The following is a 20,161-nucleotide window of genomic DNA, read 5'->3' as shown; positions in this document are numbered from 1 at the left end:
GAGTAAGGGCCGGTCGGAGAGGCGTCCGACCGGCCCTTGTCCCTGCACCAAGAGTGTCCTGCAATCACATGTCGGCAGCTGCCACAGCAAAACAACTACCGTGCAAGCACTCTATAACGGTGAGGTAACGGAGGCAAGGGGTCTCGTTATCTTTCCGTGACTTTCCGGCTCGCGGCGGCGTACCGCTCTGCGAGTGTCGTGAACGCGGTCTCGAGTTCCGGGGGTTCGACGACTTCCATCGCCGCATCGAACAGCGCGAAGGACACGGCGAGCGACACCCATGACCACGATCCCGTCTCGAGGGTGCAGGATTCGTCGTCGATGGGAACGACGGTGCCTTCTCCGGCGAACGGGAGGACGTCGCGCGCGGGGAGGTGGAGGAGCACGGTACCCCGGCACGGCCAGGCGTCGACGGCGGCGCCTTTGAAGCGAGCGGACACGAATGCGTCGACGTCTCCACCGGGCACGGAGCGAGAAATGAACGAGGCGCCGTGCGGCGCGCGGGGCCGGACGCGATCAACGCGATACAGGCGCCAGTCCTCGCGGTCGAGATCCCAGCAGACGAGGTACCACCGACCGTGGGAGCTGACGAGATGATGGGGCTCCACGCGGCGCGGCGGGACGAGCGCGCGGGTGGTGGTGGCGCCGGTGGCGGGGAGGTAGTCGAACCGGAGGGTCTGACGGTCTCGGATGGTCTGAGCGAGCGTGACGAGCACGTCGAGGTCTGTGGTCGGGGCGGGGGCTTCGTTCGGGCGGCGGACGATGGTGACATCGAGGGTGTCGAGGCGATGGCGCACCCGTGAGGGCATTACCTGCCGGAGGGTTCCGAGAGCGCGAAGGGCCGCCTCGCCGATCTCGGCACCTACCGCAGGAGCGGTGCGCAGGGCGACGGCGACGGCGAGTGCCTGGTCGTCGTCGAACAAGAGGGGCGGCAGCTCGTCCCCGGAATCGAGCCGGTAGCCGCCATCGGGTCCCATCGATGCGCGGATGCGGTAGCCCATCTCGCGGAGACGATCGATGTCACGACGCACGGTCCGGTCGCTGACGCCGAGGCGAGAGGCCAGGAGCGACCCCGGCCAGTCGCGGCGGGTCTGGAGCAGCGACAACAGGGTAAGCAACCGAGAAGTCGTCGTCATGCACCCAGGGTAGATGTCGTCTAGGACAGAAACAGACCTACTTGACTGAGACGGTTGTTCCATCGAGCCGATCGGCCGATTCCCTTGAAGGAGCAGAGATGACCGTCCAGATAACCACCCACCTCAACTTCCGCGGTGACGCCCGCCAGGCACTGGAGTTCTACCAGTCCGTCTTCGGCGGCCACCTCGTCATCAACACCTACGCCGACTTCGGGATGCCGGCCGAGATCCCTGGCTCCGACGCGGTCGTGTTCGGTCTCGTCGAAGGGGAGAACGGGTTCCGCTTGATGGGGTACGACATCCCGGGACGGAGCGAGGGTGGAATCGTCGGCGGTGGTTCCACCCATCGCGAGAACAACACCACGATCACTGATCAGGGGGTCTTCGTCTCCATCGGTGCGGACTCCCTTTCTGAGCTCCAGGGGTACTGGGATTCGCTCGCCGTCGGCGCGAACGTGGTCGAGCCGCTGGCCGCCTCCGCGTGGAGCCCGGGTTTCGGTATGCTCACCGATCGGTTCAGTGTGACGTGGAGTATGAGCGTCACTCCCGCGTGAACGACACTCGGGGCACGGATCGGTGAGATCCGCGCCCCGAGTCGGCACGGTGACGCGCCGGTCCATTCGTCAGTGAGTGGGCATGCCGCCCGTGACGGCGATGGTCTCGCCGATGACGTAGCTGGACTCCTGCGAGGCGAGGAAGACGAACGCGGGGGCGAGTTCCACCGGCTGCCCCGCACGACCGATCGGGGTCTGCGAGCCGAACTCCTCGATCTTCTCGTTCGGCACGAACGCCGGCTGCAGCGGCGTCCAGATGGGGCCGGGAGCCACGCCGTTCACGCGGATGCCGCGCTCGATGAGCTGCTGGGCCAGCGCGCGCGTCCAGTTGGCGATGCCGGCCTTCGAGACCGCATACTCGGCGAGCGACGGTGAGGGGACGAAGCCCTGGATGCTCGAGGTCGTGATGATCGCGGCGCCCGGCTTGAGGTGCGGGGACGCAGCCTTCGTGAGCCAGAACAGCGGGTAGATGTTCGCCTTCACGACGTGATCGAGCGTCTTGGTCTCGAAGTCGTCGATGCTGTCGACGGTCGGCATCGTACCGGCGTTGATGACGAGGATGTCGAGGCCTCCGAGACCCTCGACGGCCTTGGCGACGACCTCGTTGTTGGTGGACTCCTCCTGGAGGTCGCCGGGCAGAAGGACCGCGACGCGACCCTCCTTCTCGATGAGGGCGGCGACCTCTTCGGCCTGCCCCTGCTCTTCGGGAAGATAGCTGAGCGCGACGTCTGCTCCCTCGCGTGCGTACGCGATCGCCACGGCACGCCCGATGCCCGAGTCGGCGCCGGTGACGAGGGCCTTGCGACCCGGGAGCCGTCCGAGGCCGACGTAGGAGGTCTCGCCGTGATCGGGGGCCGGATCCATCTTGTGGATGTCTCCCGGGCCCTTCTGCTGCTGCGGCGGGAAGGGCGGACGCGGGAACTGGGTGGTGGGGTCCTGGGGCGTGTACATGTTCGGCATGCCGGCCACGCTAAGCCCGTGAGCGGATGCCGCCACCCCGGGTTGCGCGTAGCCCCGACGCGCGCTACGCGCGTGACGGGTCGCTGTTCAGAGCTGTGGGGTGTCAGAAGGGTGCGGGGTCGGGCGGCGGTGCGCCGCCGCTCCCGTCCGGGGGCGGTGCTCCACCTCCCGAGGGCATGAATCTCACCAGGGGTGCCGGGGGATGGTCGATGTAGACGCGCCCGGTGGGGGATGTCCATTCGAGGACCCCGCCGCCGAGTTGTCGGACGCCCCAGGAGGTGAATTGCTTCATCGAGTGGTGTCTCTGGCAGAGGTGGCAGAGGTTTCGGATGTCCGTCCGCCCGCCGAGGGCGTAGTCGAAGGTGTGGTCGAGTTCGCAGCGGATCGCGGGCCGGCGGCATCCGGGGAACCGGCAGTGCCGGTCCCGGGCCTTCAGGAATCGCGCCATCGACGCCGTCCGCCGGTACGAATCGGTGCACAACACCTGTCCCGACACCGGGTGGACGACGAGACGTTCCCACGACGCGACGGCGCCAGCGAGTGCGCGGGCGGTGGCGGGGTCGATCGGTGCGGACCCGACGAGGTCGGCGGTGGTGGTGTCGTTCGCGGGATCGTCGTCTTTCCCCAAGAGAGCGAGGGCGGGGACGACGACCTGCACTTTCGCGCGAATCATCCCCAGCGTCCCGTTTCCGTCCCCGTCGATCGTCGGGTCCACGAGCGGTGAGGCAGTCAGGAGCATGTCGCAGAACACGTCCGCGCGGATCTGGTCGCGTGTGCGGCAATCCGGCTCCGCGTCGCCAGCGTCCGCGTCGGCCCCGTCGTCGCCGGGTGTGTTGCGGGCGTCGATGATCGATGCGGCCTGTTCGTTGAGCCGGTCGCTGATCCCTTCCGCCAACAGGGTGGGAAGGGTCGCGACGAGTTCGGACATCCCATCCCGCAACGGCGTGACACTCACCCGCCGTTCCTCGCGGGCCTTCGCGTGCCGCTCCGCCAACGTGCGGGGGTGCAGCTCCTGCGCGAGGTGGTCGAGGCGATCCTTCACCCGCCCGACCGATTGACCCACACACATCTCGGCGGCCTGGGCGTCGAACTCTGCCCGCGCATCGCGGGGCAGCACGGTCCCGCACCGCAACACCGCGGTCGCGTGCCCGCGGGTGATCCGGCCCGCCTCCCACGCCGCCAACGTGGCGGGGTAGCACTCGACCCACTCCACCGCCTGATTGATCTGCACCTGCATCGACCGGTCGGTGGTGAACGTCACACCGGCAAGTTCCGCGGCGACGGAGCGGTAGACCATCTCCTGCGACCGCACCGACGCCGACTGACGCCGAGCGACCCGCTCCGCGATCGCGCCCGCACGCGCCTGGTTCCGGACGTTCTTGACCTCCATCGCCCCCAGCGCGGGGGTGATCCGCTCGGCCGCGGACGCGACCTCATCCAGCTCCGCGAGCTCTTCCTCGCTGAACTCGACCAACCGGCTCGTATTCATGTTCGAATACTAGCGACGGGCTCCGACGCTCAGGACGAATATCCTACCTATGTAGAAAACTTCCCAAACGAACCCCCTTCGCTGCTCGTACCCCTCCCCGTCCCCCCGCGCAAGCCACCCCTCGTCCTCCCCGCGATCTCTAGCCTGAACCCGTGGCTCCCGCATCCCCTTCGCACAGCGACCTGCGCGATTACGCGCCCATCGGCGACGGCCGGACGATCGCGTTGATCGGCCTCCGGGGGCAGATCGATTGGCTCCCGTTGCCCAATCTCGACTCTCCGCCGGTGTTCGCACGCATTCTCGACAACGACACCGGGGGGTGTATCGGGCTCGAGCCCGTCGGTGAGTACGCCGTCCGCCGACGGTACGTCGCGCGCACGAACGTGCTGCAGACGACCTTCACCACACCGACCGGTCGCGCGCGCGTCATCGACGCGCTGGTCACCGGCGTCGCCGGGCGCCTCCCGTGGGCCGAGCTCGCGCGCCGGGTCGAAGGCATCGAGGGCTCGGTCGAGTTCCAGTGGGTGGTGCAGCCCGGGTCGCGCCTCCAGACCGCGGCACCCTGGATCGAGCAGCACGCCGGGGCCGCCATCCTGCGCGTCGGCGGGATCTCCCTCGCCGTCGTCGGCAGCGATCACGGACCCGATGCGCCCGACCCCGACGGCCCGCGGGGCCCGCTCCTGCGCGGCCGGTTCACGACATCCGCCGAGTCCCGCCATCTCCTCGTCGTCGTCGCCACGGACGGGGAGCCCCTCCACCTCCCGGACCCGGCGAACGTCGATCGGAGCGTGGACCGCACCATCGACGGCTGGCGCGCCTGGTCGCGCGAGTTCTCCTACGACGGGCCGTGGGCGGATGCCGTGCAGCGCAGCGCCCTGGCGCTGAAGCTCCTCGTCTACTCACCGACCGGGGCGATCGCCGCGGCGGCGACCACCTCGCTCCCGGAGAACCCCCGCGGGGGAAAGAACTGGGACTACCGCTTCGCATGGGTGCGTGACCTCGCATACACCGCGCATGCACTCGTCCGCTTCGGACTCCGGGAGGAGACGCACGCCGCGATCTCCTGGCTGCTGCGGACGATCCGCGAGAACGGCCCCGAGCTGCATGTCCTCTATTCGCTGCGCGGTGAGGTGACGGCCGGCGTCGAGGAGTTCGACGTCGACGGGTGGAAGGGCATCGGCCCGGTGGTGTCCGGAAACCCCGCTCGCGACCAGTTGCAGCTCGGCGTCTACGGTGATCTCTTCGCCATCTGCCGCACCTACGTCGATGCGGGCAACATCCTGGATGTCGCCACCGGCCGGATGCTCGCCGACATGGCCGACCGTACGTGCGACCTGTGGCGCAATCCTGATTCCGGGATGTGGGAGCTCCCCGAGATCCGCCACTACACCTCATCGAAGATGGGGTGCTGGCAGGCGCTCAACGACGCCGCGTGGCTCGCCGATGAGGGCGCGATCCCCGGCAATGCCGACCGGTGGCGCGCCGAGCGCGAGCGCATCGCCGAGTGGGTGCGCGAGTTCGGCTGGTCCGACGACGCCGGCAGCTACGTCATGTACCCCGGCTCCTCGGATCTCGACACCTCGGTGCTCCTCCACGCCGAGAGCGGTTTCGACCGCGGAGAACGGATGTCGGCGACCATCGACGCCCTCATCCGCGAGCTCGGCGCCGAGAACGGTCTGCTTTACCGCTACACCGGGATGGATGCCGAAGAGCACACCTTCGTGGCATCCGCGTTCTGGTGCGCGGGTGCGCTCGCCTGCGTCGGACGCCACGAAGAGGCCATCGCTGCGATGGACGCGCTCGTGGCCACGGCGAACGACGTCGGAATCTACGCGGAGATGATCTCCGCCGATGACGGCTCGTTCTGGGGCAACACCCCGCAGGCGCTCAGCCACCTCGCGCTGGTGAGCGCGGCGCTGACGATCCGCGAGCTGGTTCCCGCGAAGACCCTCGGAGAACGCTGACCGCTGACCGCGACCGATCAGGCCGCCCGCGAGGCCAGCATCCGATCCGCCGTCCGCAGCGACAGGGCCATCTGCGCGAGGCAGGGGTTCGCCGACAGGGCGCTCGGGAAGGTCGAGTTGTCGCACACCCACAGGTTCGGGATGTCGTGGCTGCGCCCGTCCGCGTCGACGACGCCGTCCGCGGGGTCGGCGCTCATGCGGCACGTGCCGAGGGTGTGCGCGGTGCGGGCGAGCACACGCGTCTCGCGGGCGCCGGCTGCTTCGAGGATGCCCGTGAGCGTCCGCGCAGCGTGGCGGTCCAGCGCCTCCTCGTTCGCGCCCGGAGATAAGGTGATCTCCGCGCGGGGGACGCCGAACTCGTCGATCTCGTCGGTCAGGACGAGGCGGTTCTGGGCGGACGGCAGGCACTCGCCGTTGATCCCGACGCCGACGGAGTACTGCCACGCGTCGAGGGCATCCATGAGCTCTTGTCCCCACAGGCCGCCGCCGCGCACGAGGGTGGTGGCGTAGGTGACCGGCATGACCCCGAGGCTCTGGATCAGATAGCCACCGGCGAAATCGACGCCCGCGGGGCGGACGAAGTCCTCGCTGATGAGCGACGACGGGTAGCCGCGGTAGCCGCGGATCTGCGCGTCGAAGCGACCCCACACCTGCAGCGCTCCGTGCGCGAGGAAGTTCCGACCCACGGCGCCGCTCGAGTTCGCCAGCCCGGTGTGCAGGAGGAGTCGCGGGGTCTCCACGCCCCCCGCGGCGAGGACGAGGATCGCGCAGCGCTGCCGCACCTCACGCCCGTCGCGGGTGTAGACCACGGCGGACACGTGCCCGCGTGCGTCGAGTTCGACCCCGTGCACGGTGCTGTCGGGGCGGATCTCGGCGCCGGCGGCGACCGCGGCAGGCAGGTAGGTGTTCGCCGTGGTGGCTTTGGCGTCGCTCCGATCCCCCTGATGGATGCTGCCGAAATTGAGGTTCCCCGACCGGCGACCGTAGTGCGGCTGATCGTGGTCGCGGGTGAGGATCGCGGCGGGCGCCGTCGCCGTGCGGATGCCCTCGCGTGCGCACCCGTCCGCGACGACGTCTGCCGGCGCATTCCGCTCGACGGCCGGCCAGTGATAATCCCGGCCGACATCCCAGGGGTAGGGCGTCGGGCCGGAGACGCCGACGGTGCGTTCGACCTCTTCGATGTAACGCGTGAGCTCCTCGGGATCGATTGGCCAGTCGGCGCCGACGCCGAACTCCGACCGCAGCCGCAGGTCGCGCGCGTCAGGCCGAGGCGTGAACGCTCCCCAGTGCAGCGTGCCGCCGCCGACGCCGCGTCCGCTGTTGTTGGGGCCGAACGCGGTCGGGGCGTCGCCGCCGCTGATCCGCTCCGACATCCAGTTCACCCGCGTGCCCTCGAGCTCGTCGGGGACGAAGTCGCGCACGTCGAAGTTCGGACCCGCCTCGAGCGCGACGACCCGCAGGCCCGCTTGCGCGAGCCGAGCGAGCAGGGGGCCGCCGCCGGCGCCCGTGCCCACCACGACGACGTCGACGATCTCGTCGGTCGGGTACGTGCGCATGTCGGTGAGGTTCATGAGGGGTCTTCCATGGACGAGAGGATGCCGAGAGGGGTGGGCTCCCAGGCTTCGCGCCGGTCGGCGCGCAGCTCCGAGAAGCCGGGATGCGGGGATCCGACGCCGGTGACGAAGCCGTCGAAGGCGATGCGCGCCGAGGAGGCCGGATGCGAGATCCAGGCCTGCGCGAGATCGACGCGGACGTCTTCGAACCAGCGGCGGGTGGTGTCGGCATCCCACGGCGATCCGTGGAACCCGTCGCCGGCGATGATCCGCCCGATGAGCGCATCCTGCGCGGCGGCGGAGTCGGGCCAGACCGCGGCCAGGGCGTCGAGGCCGGCTCGGTAGGCCTCGGCATCCCTCGGCAGTCCCGGCGGGCGCCAGCCGTCTCCGCGGCCGGCAGCGAGATCATGGTCGATGCGGCGTGCGAGGTCGAAGCGGTCGTCCGTCGCGCGGGGGACGAGGCGTCCGGCCAGAATGTGCAGCGTCGACAGCTGCGCCGCGGTGAGTGCGCGGGGCTCGGCACCGACGTCGTCGGCCAAGGCGCGACGGGAGAGGATGCCGCGGGTCTCGGGATCGGTGCGGTCGGATGCGATGACGCGGCCCCACTCCGCGGGGACGGGCGCGGACGCCGCGGTGATGCGCTCCCACAGCTCGGCGATCGCGGTGGCGACCTCGCGTGGCCGCTCGTACGGGAGCAGATGCCCGGTGACGGGAAGTGCGATCACCGCCGCGCGGGGGAGGAGGTCCGCGACGAGACCCGGCTGCGCGTCGGCTCCGAGGTCGTCGTCGTCATCGCCGGCGAGGACGACGGCGGGAAGCTCCCCGATGTCGAGTCCGTCGCGCACGTCCTCCCGGCTTCCGGTCTCGAGCCACCGGCGCCACGCGAGGGGCGACATCCGCTGCACCTGCGCGATCGCTGTCGCCTTCGCGTCGGGGTCGAGCGGCGCGGCGACGTTCTCGGTGACGAATTCGAGGGCGTTCGGCTCGGAAATCGGGCCGTCCGCCACCCACGCGAGCATGCGCGCGCGGCGTTCCTCGTCCATGGGTTCCGGCGTGGTCGGCGAGGGGGCGAGGAGGACGAGCCCGGTGAGCCCGAACAAGGGGGCATGGCCGCGCAGGACGCGGTCGGCGACCACGGCGGCGATCTTGCCGCCCATGCTGTGGGCGCAGAGGATCCACGGACCACCCGTCGCGTGAGCTGCGATCGCGGCGACGACCGCGTCGGCGAGGGCCGAGACCCCGGCGCCGACGCCGTCGGGAGTGCCCCCGTGCCCGGGGAGGTCGATGCCGATGACATCGAAACCGTCGGGCAGGTGCGCAGCGATCGGCGCGGCCGCCTCGGCGGAGAGGCCGAGGCCGGGAAGCACGAAGACCGTGCAGACGGGTCTCACGGGGTGATCATCCCGCCGTTGACGTTGATGGTCGCACCCGAGACGTAGCTCGACTCCGACGAGGCGAGGAAGACGTACGCGGGCGCGAGCTCGGCAGGCTGGCCGGAGCGCTGGTAGGTGTTCTCGTCGTCGAAGGCCCGCATCTGCTCGTCCGAGACGCCGTCCGAGACCTGCAGGGCCGTCCAGACCGGCCCGGGAGCCACGACATTCACACGGATGCCGCGATCGGCGAGCTGCACGGCAAGACCCTTCGAGAGATTGTTGATCGCCGCTTTCGTCGCGGCGTAGTCCAGTCGGTCCGGAGCGGGTTTGTACGCCTCGAGGGACGCGGTGTTGATGATGCTCGAACCGGCCGGAAGATGGGCGAGCGCGGCCTTGGTGAGCCAGAACGGCGCGAAGAGGTTCGTGCGGAAGGTCAGTTCGAACTGCTCGTCGCTGAGGTCCTCCACGCGATCCACCGCGATCTGCCGGCCCGCGTTGTTGACGAGGATGTCGAGGCCGCCGAGCATCCCCACCGCCTCGTCGATGACCTCGCGGCACCGCGCGGCGTCGGCGATGTCGGCGACGATCGCGTGACCCTGGGCTCCGGCATCCGCGATGAGCTCGAGGATGTGCGCGGCGTCCTCGGTCTCGTCGGGGAGGTGCACGATCACGACGTCGGCACCCTCGCGGGCGAACGCGATGGCGACCGCGCCGCCGATGCCGGAGTCGCCGCCCGTGATGAGCGCCTTGCGACCGGTCAGTCGTCCGGTTCCGCGATACGACTTCTCGCCGAGGTCGGGAACCGGCTTCATCCGCGCCTGCACGCCCGGTTCGGGCTGGTGCTGCAGCGGCGGCTCGACCCGGGCGTAACGGCGTACCGGGTCATCGAACGTGTACTGGTCCGAAGTGCTCATGCCGTCACGATAGGTCTGCCTTCCCGTTCGACCTCGGGGTTGCGGAAATGTCGCCTATGCGCAATCAGGGGCGGGGAGCCGAGTGCGGACCTGCGTCATCCCTCGTCGTCGTCGTCGTGACGGGCGGTGCGCAGCGGGGACACGATGATCACGGCGGCCGCGACGGCGAACACCACCGCGCCGACCATGAGCGTCTGTGCGAAGCCGAGGATGGTCATGAGCGCCCCGGCTGCGAGGGCGCCGACGAAGAACACCGCGCGGTTGACCGTGCGGATCGTCGCGTTCATCCGTCCCTGGATGGCGTCCGGCGCGACCGCCTGCCGATAGGAGATGTCGTTGGCGTCCTCGATCCCCATCGCCCCGCCGTAGAGGAGCTGAGACGCCGCGACGACAGAGAGCGTCAGCACGACGGACGTGTCGCTGTTCAGCGGCGCGATCCCCAGTACTAGCCAGGGGACCACGACGAGCGCGCGGCCGAACAGGATCGCGCGCCCGGCCCCCCACCGTGCGCCGAGCGCGGGCGCGATGAGCGCACCCGCGAAGCCGCCGACCCCGGTGGCCGCCAGTGCGACGCCGAAGGCCCATGCCGGCAGAGCGAGCTCGCGCAACACGTACACCGCGAAGACCGTCATGACGATGCTGTTGCCGAGGAACCACACGTGAACCGACACTGCGAGCGGGCGCAGGGTCGGATGCCGGTAAGTGAAGCGCATCCCGTCGGCGATGTCGTGACCGACGTTCCGTCCGGCGGGACGAGGCGGGACGGGAGGTTCGACGACGCGGATGCGCGACTGGAGGATCGCCGCGACGGTGTTGATCAGAGCCTCGAGGACGAACAGCACCGGCGCGCCGAGCGCGGTGAACAGCGCCCCGCCGAGTGCGGGCCCGGCGGTCGTGGCGACGGTGCCGCTCTGCCCGAGCCGGGCGTTCGCCTGCACGAGGGAGCGGCGGGGCACGATCCGCGGGAGGAGGGGCTGGGCGGCGGAGTCGGCGAAGAGCGTCAGCACACCGAGGGCGAGGATGACGCACGCGAGCGTGCCGAACGTCAGCGTGTCGGTGAGGAGCAGGACGGGCACGGCTGCGAGCGCGAGTGCGCGTCCGATACTGGTCATGACGAGGGTGCGCTGGCGTCGCCACCGATCCATGAGCGCGCCGACGAGGAAGCCGAGCACGAGGTAGGGCGCGACGCTCAGAGCGCTGAGCACGCTGATCTGGGCCGGGGTGGCGTCGAGCACCGAGACGATCAGGATCTGGAAGGCGACGCCCGCGATCGCACCGCCGAAGGCGCGCAGGGTCGTCGCGCTCCAGAAGAAGGCGAAGGCGGGAAGGCGCAGGATCTCCCGCGGCGCGGGCGACGGCATCCGCTCTCCGTCGGGATCCTTCGCGTCGTCGCGCACCCGCCCCACGCTACCCATACGTGCCGCCCGGCCCGCGGGACACGGGCGTGGGGGAGGATGAGGGCATGTTCACGGTTGCCGAGAAGATCCTGATCGAGCGCGACCTCGAGGCGGTCTTCGCGTACCTGACCGATCCGGCGAACCGGTCGCGGTGGGACACCTCGGTGATCTCGGAGGAGCTCACCTCCCCTCCGCCCGTGCAGCCCGGGACGACGTTGCGCACGCGTATGCGGGTGATGGGACGCGAGGTCGAGTACGACTGGCAGGTGACGCACTTCGAGCCGCCGATCGTGATGGCCGCGCGCAGCAGCGCCGGGATCATGCCGACGACGCTGCGGTTCGACTTCTCCCCGCGCGGGGAGGCATGTCACGTCCGCGCCGAGATCGAGGCGAGCCCCGGCGGGATGCTGCGCTTGGTCGAGCCGGTTGTCGCCGACACCGTGCGGTCGACCCTCGCGCAGGGCCTCGCGCGCGCGAAGGCGCAGCTCGAGGCGTAGAGCGGACGGCTCGTCAGCAGTGCTTCGGGTGGCAGCTATGGCCACCTCACGCCCGAGAAGGCGGCCCCGGGCGCCACTCGAAAGACCGCTACTCGCGGGCGCCGACGGCGATCTGCGCCTCGGAGATCTCCCACACGCGCCGGGCGTCGTCCATCGAGCGCAACGGCGCCCACAGCTCCACCCGGGTCGGCGGCCCGGCGATGACGCGCTTCGGTCCGTAGAACTCGTCGCCCGCGGCATCCGTCGCCGTCGCCGCGCGGAGAGCCGGAAGCGCGGCCGACCGCGGGGTGCCGGTCACGCCGATGCGGGAGAGAGCCCCGATGACCCGGCGCTCGGGGGTCACGCGGGTGCGGCCCATCCCGGGCTGGGCGGCGAGGAGGTTGGTCGGAGAGACGCCCGGGTGAGACAGATTGCTCGAGATGCCCCACTCGCCCGCGCGGCTGCGCGCATCGAGCTCGCGGGCGAAGAGTCCGACCGCGATCTTCGACGCCGAGTACGCCCGCATCGCGTCGTACTCCCGCTCGCTGTCGACGTCGTTCCAGGGGATCGATCCCGACCGGGCGGCGATGCTCGTCTGGTGCGTGACGCGGGCGCGCCCGGCGCGCAGCAGCGGCAGCAGGCCGAGGGTCAGGGCGACGTGGCCCAGGTGGTTGGTGCCCCACTGCAGCTCGAACCCGTCGGCGGTCTCCGTCCGCTGCGGCGGGCGCATGACGCCCGCATTGTTGATGAGGATGCCGATCGGCCGCCCCTCGGCGGAAAGGTGGGTGACGAGCCCGCGGACCGAGGCGAGGGACGACAGGTCCAGCGTCGGGACGCTCACGCGCGCACCCGGCGCGGCCTCGCGGATCCGGGCCGCGGCGCGTTCGCCCTTCTCGGCCGATCGTGCGGGCAGGATCAGGTCGGCGCCGGCGGCGGCGAGGCGGGTGGCGATGACGAGCCCGATGCCGTCGGTGGCGCCGGTGACGACGGCGAGGGTTCCGGTCTGGTCGGGGATGTCGAGTGCGCGGGTCATGGGATTCTCCTTCGTCGCGGGTCGTCGTTCGGTCCGCCTGTGTCCATGCTCGCCGCGCTCTCCGGGGCGTTCCAGGGACTGTCGATCCACGGCTGCGCAGTCAGCGGCACCCGGGACCGCGGCATCCTCAGCGCTGCAGATCCGCCCCGACGACGGCGAGGAGGCGGAGCTTCTCGTCGCTCTCGCTGCCGGGGACCGCGGTGTACACCAGGAGCCTGTGCGACTGGTCGGGGTCTAGGAGAGTCTGGCAGTGCAGCTCGAGGTCGCCGACGACAGGGTGGGCGAACCGCTTGAGCTCCGTCGGACGGATGCCGATCTCCTGCGCGTCCCACACGCGGCGGAACTCGGCATCGCCCTCGAGCGCGGCCACCATCTCGGCGGCTCGCGACCGCGGACCGCGCAGGGCGAGGAGCTCGCGGAGTCCCGCGGCGTACACGCGGGAGAGCTGCTCCCGTTCCTCGAGCGGATACGGCGCGCGCACCCGCGGATCGGTGAACCAGCGGTACCCGACGCTCCGCTCCGGTCCGCGCCGCGCGGACGCGTCGCCGGTGAGGGCGACGCCGAGCGGCGTCTGGCGGAGCGTCTCGCCGAGCTCGGTGATGATCTCCGCGGGGGTGTCCGCGAGTCGGTCGAGGATGCGCAGCAGCCCGGGCGCGACGAAATCGCTCGCCGAGCCGCGGGCGGGAGGGCGGTGACCGGCGAGTCGGAACAGGTGGTCGCGCTCGTCGAGGCTGAGGTGCAGACCCTGCGCGATGGCGGCGATCATCTGCTCGGACGGATGCGGTCCCGTGCCGCGTTCGAGACGGGCGTAGTAGTCGGTGGACATGTGGCTGAGGGCTGCGACCTCTTCGCGTCGGAGCCCGCCGGTGCGCCGCCGCGGGCCGCGCGGGAGCCCGACGTCCTCCGGCTGCAGCGCCTCGCGGCGATGTCGGAGGAACGCAGCCAGGGCGGGGCGATCGATCACGTGCGCGCCTTCCTCGAGGGGTCTTCCTTTCTACCCCGGGGTGGCGCGCGGAGCCACGGCCCGCCGATCCACCCCTCCGGGGTCGATCACACGTGTCGGGTGGCGGGTGTGGCCGCCTCGCGCGGGAGGAGGCGGCCACACCCGCCACATGAGCGGCCCGATCACCCGCGCCGGAACCAGACCACCCCTGCACCGGCGGAGTGACGTCCGCGGTGCAGGGGTGGCGGGGTGCCCTCGCGGCGGAGGCCCGGAGCCGCCGCGAGGGCCGCTCGCTAGCTCAGACCGGCCCGCGAGCGTCGGATGCCGCGGACGACGAACGCGCCGCTGGCAGCCAGAATCGCGCCGCCCACGAGGAGCGGAAGGAGGAACGAGCCCGCGAGACCGGTGACGGCGAGCCCACCGTCGGTGTCACCGCCACCCGTTCCGCCGGATGCCGCGTCGTCACCGTCGGGTCCGCCGTCACCGGGAACCGGTGCGGGGGTCGTCGGCTCCGGGTCCGGGGTCGGCTCCGGTGCGGGCGTCGTCGGCTCCGGGTCCGGGGTCGGCTCCGGGGTCGGTGCCACGTCTCCCTCGTCGACCGCGAGCTGGATGACTCCCCACCGGGAGGTGTTGTTCCAGCTCGACCCCGTCGGGTCGGCCCAGTTGCGGACGCCCACCCGGGCGCCGTCGCGGGCGTCGTTGACCTGCACGTCGAAGCCGTGCAGCGACTCGGCGCCCCCGGCATCCAGGAGGCTGATGGCCGCCTCGACGACGTAGCCGCCGTCGACGACCTCGACCGCCGACGTCACGCGGGCCTGCTGGGCCGCGGCATCGCCCGAGCCGAAGCTCACCTCGTTCGCGGCGTTGATGCGCAGCTGCATGTCGGTGGGCAGGTAGGTGCCGTTCTTCCGGTTGCCGAGGTCGAGGAAGACCTCGATCGAGTCCCGCTCGTGGGCGGCGCCGGCGGAGGTGTCGATCACGTCGTCCTGCACCTCCGCGAGGACGAACAGCGTGTCGCCGTCGCCGCTCCAGGCGAGGCGGACATCGGCGGATGCCGAGGCCGTGCCGTTGATCTGCTTGCCCGTGGTGACGCTCACCGCGTCGGCCCACGCCGCGTCGATGTCGCCGTCGATCGCGGGAGCGTCCGCGATCTCGGAGACCGCGGCGAAGGACAGGGGCTCACGGAGGGTGACCTCGCCCAGCACGCCGGTGTCGTTCCATCCGAGCTCGCCCGCGCCGTCGTCGACGGCGACGTCGAAGCGGAGGATGTCGCCTTCCGCCAGCCCTTCGGCGGGGACGTGGGCGACGAGGCGCCAGCCCCCGTCGGTCTCGCCCACGACGGCGTCGATGTCACCGCTGCCGTCGCGCCCCACCGTGTAGGTGGCGTCGCCGAGAGCGAAGGTGACGGCATCCGTCGCGTCGGTGTCGGCATCGGTGACGTCGACGAGCGCGGTGACGTGGTCCGGCGACCAGCGCAGCCCGAAGGCGTGGCGGTCGGCGATCGGGGTGGGAGCGAGCTGCTCCCAGGCGACGTCGGTGACGGCGTCCTCGGTGAGTTCGACGGTGCCGCCGAATGCGTTCATCGCCCGAGGCTCGGCCGGGACGGACAGCCCTGCGGCGCCGCGGTACGCCCACTTGCCGTTGAAGTAGTCGTCGAACAGCAGGGGGGCACCGTCGTAGTACCGCCACGATCCCATGTCGCGCAGGCCCCACACCGTGACCGAGTACATGGTCTCGGGGCCCGCGTGGAACTCCTTGAAGATGTCGAACGCCTGGCCGGTGATGTGACCCTGACGGATCAGGTTCCGCTCGGTGACCGTGCCGATCGCGATGTCGAACTCGGTGACGGCGTGCACGAGGCCGAGCCCCGCGAACTTCTCCAGTGCCGCTTCCATGTTCGCCAGGTTCAGCGACGCCATCGTGGTGTGGAACTGGTGCCCGACACCGGTGATCGGGACGTCGCGCTCGAGCAGGCGCACGACGAGGTCGTAGTAGCGCTGCAGCTTCGACGTCGCGCTCGCGCCGCCCTCGGTGCCGTACTCGTTGATGAAGAGTTCGACGGGGCGGTCCACGCCGTCCGCGGCGTAGGTGTCGTTGAAGCTCTCGTCGGCCGCGTGGAACGCGATGTCGATGAACTCCTCGCCGAGGATCTGGAAGAAGCGCGAGTTGCGCAGCTGCGGGTTCTGACCGTCGTTGATGACCTCGTTCACGACCTCCCAGGCCTTCATGGGGTTGCCGGCGCTTCCGTAGGGTCCGTACCGGTCGGCGAAGTACTCCGCGACGTTGTCGATGTGCGTGCGGATGCGCTCGGTGAGGATCGCCTTGTCCGCGTCGGAGTTCGTCAGTTCGCGCGAGCTGTTGTCGCCCGCGGTCTCGCGGAAGAACCACGCGGGGATCTGGCTGTGCCACAGCAGGACATGGCCGAACACGCGACCGTCGTTCTCGACCGCCCAGTCGGCGAGGGAGTCCGCCTGCGGGTTGGAGGAGACGAACGATCCGTCCGCGTTGTACCAGGCCTCGGGCTTCATGTGATTCTCCGCCGAGACGGAGTCGAAGTGGGTGGAGAGCGTCGGCTCGCCGGAGCCCGCGGCGATGCGGGAGTCGCCCGCCGCACCGATCGGGAAGGGCAGCGTCGACTTCAACGGAGTCGAGTCGTCGATGACGACCGTCCGCGGGGCGTACCCGGTGAGCAGGGTGTCGTCGACCCAGAATCCGGCATCCGCGGCGTCTGCGGTGATGAGGAGGCGACCGAGGTCGGCGCCGGCGGCGGGGGTGTAGTCGCCGACGATCTCGATCCAGCCGTCGGCGGTCGCAGCGCCCGACGCCACCGGGGTCACGGTGCCGCCCTGCTCGACGCCGACCCGCACGGTCGTGGCGGGGGTGCCCGGGTGCAGCCTGGTCCACACCGAGATGGTGGAACGCTCGCCCGGGGTGAGGTAGTCGGCCAGGGGGAGCGCGGCACCCTCGCCGGTGGCGGCGCGCCCGGCGACTCGCATCGAGGTTGCGTGACTGAGGCCGATACTTTCGGGGATGGTCTGGCGTTCCACCGTGACGGAGCCGCCGCTCGGCGCCCACGGCGCCAGGCGACCGGACTCGAAGTTGTTGAACCAGATGGTGTACGGACTCAGGTCTTCCTCCGCGGCGGATGCGGCGGACGGTGCCGCGGCGCCGAGGAGGAGGGCGACCGTGGCGAGGACGGCGCCGAGGCGCTTCCCGCTTCTCGGGCGCAGGCCGGACGTTCGCATAATGCTCCTTTGCACTTCACTGACGCGCCACCCGGCGACGGGGGCGCGCGCGCCCGGGGGATCTCCATGCGATGACGGATGCAGGCGCGGCGACGGCCACGCTTCCACAGAATGATGCCGCTAACAACAAATTTCGAAAGGTTTCCGTGTTGGCGCGTTTGCGCACGTGTTCAAGTGGCAGTCGCGGCCGCCTCGGGCGCGAGGAGGGGGCCGCGACTGCCACCCGAGCCGCGCACGCGACGACGGATGCGGCGGACCCGTGCCGCTGTCAGGCCCTGCACGGGCGCGGCGTCCTACGCTGAACGGGTGACGAACAGCGACGCTCCCGCATCCGGATCCCCCCTCAGCGACCGTCCGTGGCTCTCGGCGTACGCCGAGGGGGTGCCGCACGAGATCGAGCCGGTGCACGACACCCTCGTGGAGATGCTGGAGAGCGCCGTCGCGCGCTTCGGCGACCACGTCGCGCTGGAGTTCTTCGGGGCGGAGACGACGTACGCCGAGCTCGAGGATCAGGTGCTGCGCGCCGCGAGCGCGCTGCGCAAGCTCGGGGTGAAGGCGGGCGACCGGGTCGCACTCATCCTGCCCAACTGCCCCCAGCACGTCGTCGCGTTCTACGCCGCCCTCCGCATCGGAGCCATCGTCGTCGAGCACAACCCGCTGTACACGGCGCGCGAGCTCCGTCACCAGTTCGAGGTGCACGAGGCCGTGGTCGCGATCGTGTGGGACAAGGTCGCCGACATCGTCGCCGACTTCCCGAGCGACATCGCGCCGCGCGCGATCGTCGCCGTCCGCCTCCCGGATGCCCTGCCCTGGCTCAAGCGGGTGGCGTTGCGTCTGCCGGTTCCCGCGGCGCGGGCCTCGCGCGAGGCGATGACCGCGAAGCCGTCGTCGCGCGGCATCCGTTCGTGGAAGAGCTGGGTGAACGAGCGGAGACTGCCCAAGAAGTGGCCGGCTCCCACCCTCGACGACACGGCCCTCCTCCAGCTGACGAGCGGCACGACCGGGACTCCCAAGGCGGCGATCCTGTCGCACCGGAATCTGCGCTCGAACGCCGCACAGGGGCGCGCGTGGGTGCCGGGGCTCCGTGAGGGAGAGGAGACGTTCTACGCGGTGCTGCCCATGTTCCACGCGTACGGACTGACGCTCTGCCTCACCTTCGCCGTCTCGATCGGCGCGCGGGTCGTGCTCTTCCCGAAGTTCGATGTCGACATGGTCGTCTCGGCGGCGAAGTCGTCGCCCCCGACGTTCCTTCCGGGCGTCCCCCCGATCTACGACGCGCTCGCCCGCGCGACCTCGCGGAAGGGCGTCGACCTGTCGACGATCCGCTTCGCCATCTCGGGAGCGATGAGTCTCCCCGTGGCGACCGTCGCCCGCTGGGAGGAAGCGACCGGCGGCCTCCTCGTTGAGGGCTACGGCATGACCGAGACCTCCCCGGTCGCGCTCGGCAACCCGATCGGTCACACCCGGCGACCCGGCACCGTCGGCGTGCCGTTCCCCAGCACCGAGATCCGCGTCGTCGACCCCGAGGACCCCGCGAGCGATCGGGCGATCGGCGAGGCGGGCGAGCTGCTGATCCGCGGGCCCCAGGTCTTCGGCGGATACTGGCGGCGCCCCGATGAGACGGCCGCGGTCATGCTCGAGGGCGGGTGGCTGCGCACCGGCGACATCGTCACCGTCTCGGAGGACGGCTTCGTCACGGTCATCGACCGCGTGAAGGAACTGATCATCACCGGCGGCTTCAACGTCAGCCCGAGCGAGGTCGAGCAGGTGCTCATCCAGCATCCCGATGTCGCCGATGCCGCCGTCGTCGGGCTCCCGCGTCCTTCCGGAGGGGAGGATGTCGTGGCCGCCGTGGTGATGGCGGACGGTGCGTCCTTCGACGCGAACGCGCTCCGGGACTTCTGCCGGTCGCACCTCACCGCCTACAAGGTGCCGCGCCGCGTGGTGCAGGTCGACGACCTGCCGCGCTCGCAGATCGGCAAGGTCCTGCGCCGCCGCGTCCGCGAGCAGCTGCTCGAGGACTGACCCTCGTCACGCCGTCGTGAGGGCTGTCACAGCCAGCGTTTTGACCGGAACACCCCGTAGAGGGTCGCGCTCGTAGCCACCATGAGGGCGAGCGCGAGCGGGTAGCCGAAGACCCAATCGAGCTCGGGCATGTACCGGAAGTTCATCCCGTACACGGTGCCGACCAGCGTGGGACCGAAGAGGATCGCCGCCCAGCCGGAGATCTTCTTCACCTGTTCGCTCTGGATCAGCGCCGTCTCGGTCTGGCGTTCGCTGACCAGCGTGGCATTGACGGTGAGAGCGTTGTCGAGGAGAGATCGGAACGTGGAGATCCGTTCGGTGAGGCGCAGGGCGTGATCGTGGACGTCGCGCAGGGATCGCTGCAGCTCGATGTCCACGTGGTACTTCTCCGCGCCGCGCAGGAGGCGATCCAGCATGTCCGGCAGCGGCTGTGTCGCGCGCTGCAGCGCGAGGACCTCCCGCGAGAGCTCGTAGATCCGCTGCGACGGGGATCCCGTCCCGCCGAACAGCGCGTCCTCGATCTCGTCGATGTCGTTCTCGACGCCCAGCACGACCGGATGGAATTCGTCCACCACCTCGTCGAGGATCGCGTACAGCACCGCCTCCGGCCCGAGGGCGAGCAGCTGCGGCTGGCCCTCCAGTCGCCGACGTACTCGAGCCAGGTCCGGCGACTCCGCGTGGCGGACCGTGACCACGAAGTGCGGGCCGACGAACACGTGCAGCTCCCCGACATCGACCGTCTCGGTGGCGTCGATGTATCGCGCGGGGCGCAGGACGGCGAAGAGGATGTCGCCGTACCTCTCCAGCTTCGCGCGCTGGTGACCGCTCAGCGCATCCTCCACGGCGAGGGGATGGAGCGCGAACTCCGTCGCCACACGGTTGAGCTCGTCCGGCGTCGGGCGCAGCAACCCGATCCAGGCCATGCCGCCCTGCGAGCTCATGTACTCGAACGTCTCCGCCAAGCTCGCGGGGTTCTCGATGCGATGGCCGGAGACGTACACGGCGTTGTCGACGATGGGCACGTGACGATTGTGCACCCCGGAGACGGTGAAGGCCGGTCGGAGAGGCATCCGACCGGCCCGCAACCCTTGCACCGAGA

Annotated in this window: 15 protein-coding genes; 4 read left to right on the top strand and 11 right to left on the bottom strand. The window is 70.5% G+C overall.

Annotated elements, in window-relative coordinates:
* Positions 1-146: 146 nt before the first annotated feature.
* Positions 147-1,136, bottom strand: coding sequence for a helix-turn-helix transcriptional regulator (locus ABXJ56_RS03760; protein WP_353998383.1), 990 nt, complete (start codon positions 1,134-1,136; stop codon positions 147-149).
* Positions 1,137-1,234: 98 nt separating this feature from the next.
* On the opposite strand from ABXJ56_RS03760, the gene ABXJ56_RS03755 reads away from it, so the two are divergent.
* Positions 1,235-1,690 carry a VOC family protein gene (locus ABXJ56_RS03755; protein WP_353998382.1) on the top strand — a complete coding sequence of 152 codons (456 nt, stop codon included), beginning with the start codon at positions 1,235-1,237 and terminating at the stop codon, positions 1,688-1,690.
* 69 nt (positions 1,691-1,759) lie between these two features.
* Here ABXJ56_RS03755 and ABXJ56_RS03750 read toward each other — a convergent pair whose 3' ends face one another.
* Entirely contained in the window at positions 1,760-2,650 is an 891-nt protein-coding gene (locus ABXJ56_RS03750; protein ID WP_435404954.1) for an SDR family oxidoreductase, read from the bottom strand.
* A 103-nt stretch (positions 2,651-2,753) separates the two neighbouring features.
* A complete protein-coding gene (locus tag ABXJ56_RS03745; protein ID WP_353998381.1) occupies positions 2,754-4,139 on the bottom strand; it encodes an HNH endonuclease in 1,386 nt (461 codons plus the stop codon).
* Positions 4,140-4,291: 152 nt separating this feature from the next.
* Between ABXJ56_RS03745 and ABXJ56_RS03740 the strand changes: the two genes are divergently transcribed.
* Positions 4,292-6,103, top strand: a complete 1,812-nt coding sequence (locus tag ABXJ56_RS03740; protein ID WP_353998380.1) for a glycoside hydrolase family 15 protein — start codon at positions 4,292-4,294, stop codon at positions 6,101-6,103.
* A gap of 17 nt (positions 6,104-6,120) precedes the next feature.
* Here the strand turns inward: ABXJ56_RS03740 and ABXJ56_RS03735 are convergent, their stop codons facing one another.
* From ABXJ56_RS03735 to ABXJ56_RS03720, 4 genes are all read right to left on the bottom strand, one after another.
* On the bottom strand, positions 6,121-7,674 hold the full coding sequence (locus tag ABXJ56_RS03735; protein ID WP_353998379.1) for a GMC family oxidoreductase: 1,554 nt from the start codon (positions 7,672-7,674) through the stop codon (positions 6,121-6,123).
* Positions 7,671-9,047 carry an alpha/beta hydrolase gene (locus ABXJ56_RS03730; protein WP_353998378.1) on the bottom strand — a complete coding sequence of 459 codons (1,377 nt, stop codon included), beginning with the start codon at positions 9,045-9,047 and terminating at the stop codon, positions 7,671-7,673. Before ABXJ56_RS03730 ends, ABXJ56_RS03735 begins: the two co-directional genes overlap by 4 nt.
* Positions 9,044-9,943, bottom strand: coding sequence for an SDR family oxidoreductase (locus tag ABXJ56_RS03725; RefSeq protein WP_353998377.1), 900 nt, complete (start codon positions 9,941-9,943; stop codon positions 9,044-9,046). Before ABXJ56_RS03725 ends, ABXJ56_RS03730 begins: the two co-directional genes overlap by 4 nt.
* A 95-nt stretch (positions 9,944-10,038) precedes the next feature.
* On the bottom strand, positions 10,039-11,340 hold the full coding sequence (locus ABXJ56_RS03720; RefSeq protein WP_353998376.1) for an MFS transporter: 1,302 nt from the start codon (positions 11,338-11,340) through the stop codon (positions 10,039-10,041).
* A gap of 65 nt (positions 11,341-11,405) precedes the next feature.
* Between ABXJ56_RS03720 and ABXJ56_RS03715 the strand changes: the two genes are divergently transcribed.
* Positions 11,406-11,837: an SRPBCC family protein gene (locus ABXJ56_RS03715; RefSeq protein WP_353998375.1), complete on the top strand. Its 432-nt coding sequence runs from the start codon at positions 11,406-11,408 to the stop codon at positions 11,835-11,837.
* A gap of 88 nt (positions 11,838-11,925) precedes the next feature.
* On the opposite strand, the gene ABXJ56_RS03710 is transcribed toward ABXJ56_RS03715, so the two are convergent.
* The 3 genes from ABXJ56_RS03710 to ABXJ56_RS03700 form a co-directional block, all read right to left on the bottom strand.
* The gene (locus tag ABXJ56_RS03710) at positions 11,926-12,849 is read right to left on the bottom strand and encodes an SDR family oxidoreductase (RefSeq protein ID WP_353998374.1); all 924 of its coding nucleotides are present in this window, start codon (positions 12,847-12,849) and stop codon (positions 11,926-11,928) included.
* 127 nt (positions 12,850-12,976) lie between these two features.
* On the bottom strand, positions 12,977-13,813 hold the full coding sequence (locus ABXJ56_RS03705; RefSeq protein WP_353998373.1) for a helix-turn-helix transcriptional regulator: 837 nt from the start codon (positions 13,811-13,813) through the stop codon (positions 12,977-12,979).
* Positions 13,814-14,085: 272 nt separating this feature from the next.
* Positions 14,086-17,037, bottom strand: a complete 2,952-nt coding sequence (locus tag ABXJ56_RS03700; protein WP_353998372.1) for an endo-1,4-beta-xylanase — start codon at positions 17,035-17,037, stop codon at positions 14,086-14,088.
* Positions 17,038-17,283: 246 nt separating this feature from the next.
* Between ABXJ56_RS03700 and ABXJ56_RS03695 the strand changes: the two genes are divergently transcribed.
* On the top strand, positions 17,284-19,062 hold the full coding sequence (locus tag ABXJ56_RS03695) for a long-chain-fatty-acid--CoA ligase (RefSeq protein ID WP_435404953.1): 1,779 nt from the start codon (positions 17,284-17,286) through the stop codon (positions 19,060-19,062).
* A gap of 26 nt (positions 19,063-19,088) precedes the next feature.
* Here the strand turns inward: ABXJ56_RS03695 and ABXJ56_RS03690 are convergent, their stop codons facing one another.
* Positions 19,089-20,084, bottom strand: coding sequence for a magnesium and cobalt transport protein CorA (locus ABXJ56_RS03690; RefSeq protein ID WP_353998370.1), 996 nt, complete (start codon positions 20,082-20,084; stop codon positions 19,089-19,091).
* Positions 20,085-20,161: the final 77 nt, after the last annotated feature.

The sequence above is a fragment of the Microbacterium aurantiacum genome (genome assembly GCF_040532595.1).
Classification (GTDB): Bacteria; Actinomycetota; Actinomycetes; order Actinomycetales; family Microbacteriaceae; genus Microbacterium; species Microbacterium chocolatum_B.
Note: the sequence above shows the minus strand (reverse complement) of the source record. Positions and strands in the feature narration are given on the sequence as shown.

What these genes read in the sequence shown, in the direction of transcription:
- ABXJ56_RS03715 (WP_353998375.1), top strand. Translation starts at nt 11,406, where the DNA reads ATGTTCACGGTTGCCGAGAAGATCCTGATCGAGCGCGACCTCGAGGCG.
- ABXJ56_RS03695 (WP_435404953.1), top strand. Translation starts at nt 17,284, where the DNA reads ATGCGGCGGACCCGTGCCGCTGTCAGGCCCTGCACGGGCGCGGCGTCC.
- ABXJ56_RS03725 (WP_353998377.1), bottom strand. Translation starts at nt 9,943, where the DNA reads ATGAGCACTTCGGACCAGTACACGTTCGATGACCCGGTACGCCGTTAC.
- ABXJ56_RS03735 (WP_353998379.1), bottom strand. Translation starts at nt 7,674, where the DNA reads ATGAACCTCACCGACATGCGCACGTACCCGACCGACGAGATCGTCGAC.
- ABXJ56_RS03710 (WP_353998374.1), bottom strand. Translation starts at nt 12,849, where the DNA reads ATGACCCGCGCACTCGACATCCCCGACCAGACCGGAACCCTCGCCGTC.
- ABXJ56_RS03750 (WP_435404954.1), bottom strand. Translation starts at nt 2,650, where the DNA reads ATGCCGAACATGTACACGCCCCAGGACCCCACCACCCAGTTCCCGCGT.
- ABXJ56_RS03755 (WP_353998382.1), top strand. Translation starts at nt 1,235, where the DNA reads ATGACCGTCCAGATAACCACCCACCTCAACTTCCGCGGTGACGCCCGC.
- ABXJ56_RS03745 (WP_353998381.1), bottom strand. Translation starts at nt 4,139, where the DNA reads ATGAATACGAGCCGGTTGGTCGAGTTCAGCGAGGAAGAGCTCGCGGAG.
- ABXJ56_RS03700 (WP_353998372.1), bottom strand. Translation starts at nt 17,037, where the DNA reads ATGCGAACGTCCGGCCTGCGCCCGAGAAGCGGGAAGCGCCTCGGCGCC.
- ABXJ56_RS03760 (WP_353998383.1), bottom strand. Translation starts at nt 1,136, where the DNA reads ATGACGACGACTTCTCGGTTGCTTACCCTGTTGTCGCTGCTCCAGACC.